Raw genomic sequence first — 1322 nt, forward strand, 5'->3', positions numbered from 1 at the left:
GCTTACCACATGACCTCAGGTAGAGAAGCATACGCGCATAAGTCACAAAGACTAAGCCTATTACCCATTAGAAGCTTTTAGATCCATCTGCTGGCCCTCTCAGTCTCTTAAAAATGAATTGCACTTGTTAGTTGAATCTAAGAGGGATTAAAAGGTACTACAAGTAAAGATAACAATAGGTATCTTTTTGGTATTTTTTTGATATGAATTAGGTATTATTTTAACCCCTCTTTGATACCTAATTCATTAATCGCAAGACGAATAACAGCAAGACGCGAAAGTCCTTTTCGATCTTTAATCTGCTCTAGTAAATCCAACTCGCTTTTTGTGAATTTAATTTGCACTGCTTTTTTTACTTCTGCAGTACCTTCAATTTTATCAAACCCTTGTATAAACTTTTTTCTTTCCGCTGCGCTAACCTCAACAGAATCTTCACTATTTGCTTTTTCACTTGCCTTTTTAATGCCCATAACTCATAACCTCATTTTTAAAATTCACAATCTCTTGCTTTGCTTTTTTAGCTGACTCACTAGAAGTTTTTGACTCAAGTACACCTAGGCCGTCAGACACACAATCTCGGTAAATTTTACGATCACAAATTATAGAGTCTAATAAATTAATTTCTGGAAACTCAGACAGGTATTCTTTTGCATCGCTGATCTCATTAATAATTGGATTTGTGGGGCAGATTGATAAAACACTTAAAACTTTTAATCTGGGATTAATGCGTTTTGAATCTTTGATGATTTTCATTAACTCGGGGACTGTGTCTAGATCTAGTTGAGATGGACGCAAAGGAACAATAAGAACATGAGCAACAGTCATTGCCGACCTCATTTCTTCTGAATCACGACCGGCTGGATCAACAAGAACGCAACCATACCGGCTATCTAAATCCTCAAGAGAATCCGAAATATCATCATATTTTGCGACACAATGAATTTTCGGTAAATCTTTTTGATATCTTGAACGTTCTAAAACCCATGTGGAGCTTGAAGATTGTTTATCTGCATCAACAATAATAACATCTTGTTTATCGTGCGCTAGAGCGACTCCCAGGTTCATTGTGACCGTTGATTTTCCGCTCCCGCCTTTTCTGCCAGCAATTAAATAAATCATTTTTAGTTTCCTTTTTTATATTATTTACATACCAAAAAGATATGTTTTTAATATCTCTTTGGTATGTTTATATTATAGCCTGAATTATCATACTCACCAATAAAAAGGAAACATTTTTAAAACTATTTTTACAGAACAAGAATAATGAAAGGTGAAGTATTATTTTGATACTCTTTACATATCCTTTTAATACCTTTTACATA

2 protein-coding genes are annotated in these 1322 nt (G+C 34.3%); both read right to left on the reverse strand.

Annotation, left to right across the window (positions count from 1 at the left end; genetic code table 11):
- Positions 1–215: 215 nt before the first annotated feature.
- Positions 216–470 carry a hypothetical protein gene (locus CDZ78_RS20515; protein ID WP_087871595.1) on the reverse strand — a complete coding sequence of 85 codons (255 nt, stop codon included), beginning with the start codon at positions 468–470 and terminating at the stop codon, positions 216–218.
- Entirely contained in the window at positions 460–1119 is a 660-nt protein-coding gene (locus CDZ78_RS20520; protein WP_087871596.1) for a division plane positioning ATPase MipZ, read from the reverse strand. Before CDZ78_RS20520 ends, CDZ78_RS20515 begins: the two co-directional genes overlap by 11 nt.
- Positions 1120–1322: the final 203 nt, after the last annotated feature.

It is taken from the genome of Bathymodiolus platifrons methanotrophic gill symbiont (assembly GCF_002189065.1).
In the GTDB taxonomy this organism is placed as follows: Bacteria; Pseudomonadota; Gammaproteobacteria; order Methylococcales; family Methylomonadaceae; genus Methyloprofundus.

Bases quoted from the DNA above. Each gene is read 5' to 3' on its own strand.
- CDZ78_RS20515 (WP_087871595.1), bottom strand. From the start codon at position 470: ATGGGCATTAAAAAGGCAAGTGAAAAAGCAAATAGTGAAGATTCTGTT.
- CDZ78_RS20520 (WP_087871596.1), bottom strand. From the start codon at position 1,119: ATGATTTATTTAATTGCTGGCAGAAAAGGCGGGAGCGGAAAATCAACG.